Annotated in this window: 1 protein-coding gene; it reads right to left on the bottom strand. The window is 43.4% G+C overall.

The annotated features are described in order from the left end of the window. Window positions 1–33 precede the first annotated feature (33 nt). Window positions 34–1,065: IS3-like element ISL6 family transposase (locus ACYVUV_RS12310; protein ID WP_484499573.1), on the bottom strand; the 1,032-nt coding region annotated here is incomplete at its 5' end.

Raw genomic sequence — 1,065 nt, 5'->3', positions numbered from 1 at the left:
TGATGTGACCCCCAAAATTGGGACAATTTAGTATTACGCCGTTAAGGTTGTTAAAACATGATTCCGATATTCAATCGGGGTCATGTTTTTTCGTCCTGTCTTGATTCTTACGTTGTTGTAGTAATCGATGTATTTGTGAATAGCTTGTTCAAGCTCATTTAAGTCCTTGTATTTATGTTCTTGGCCGTAGAACATCTCCCGCTTAAGAATGCCGAAGAAGCCCTCCATTAAGCCGTCATCAAGAGAATTACCCAACCTGGACATGCTCTGATCGATCCCTCTGTTAGCCAGAGCCGCTTGATATGCTTGGTGCTGATATTGCCAGCCACGGTCTGAGTGGAAAATAAGCCCGTTAAGAGCCGGGTGCTTCTCAAATGCGTCATCTAGCATAGTCATCACTTGCTTAAGGTCTGGGTGCCTAGAAATGTTGTAGGAGATGATTTCTTGGGTACAACCATCGATAATTGGAGAAAGGTAGAGCTTTTGATCTTTAAGATGGAATTCAGTCACGTCGGTAAACCAATGTCTGTCCGGAATAATTGCGTAAAAATTGCGCTTGATTAAGTCTGGCTTGATCTTGCCTTGAACGCCGTAATAGCTGCTGTATTTACGTTTCTTGCGGATTGCGATGGCGAATAAGCCCATCTTTTGCATGAGCCTCTGCACCTTCTTATGGTTGATCTCATAGCCTTCCCGGCGAAGCTGTCCGTAAATTCGCCGGTACCCATAGCGTCGGCTGTGTTCAAGAAAGATCTCTTTGATTCTATCCATCAGCTTCTGGTTACCAGAATCCTTATCAGGCTTATGGATTTGGTAGTAGTAGTTACTTCTTGAGATATGAGGCAATCCAGGGTTGGCATTGATAACGTCGATAATGTACTTAACGCTAAGCCGCAATTCTTGCCTTAATTCAGTGATTGCACGAGCTAATTCTTCTTTTCTTGGCTCTTCCGTTCTTGAATTAAGGCCTCCAATTTTTTTATGTATGCAAGCTCGACTGTAAGCCTCTTTACCTGCTCTTCCAGCTCTTTGATCCGTTGTTTGTCCTTGCTTTTGGGCATTCTT

It is taken from the genome of Lactobacillus sp. WILCCON 0149, from assembly GCF_057197965.1.
The sequence above is the reverse complement of the archived record's forward strand: the minus strand, read 5'-3'. Positions and strand labels throughout refer to the sequence as shown.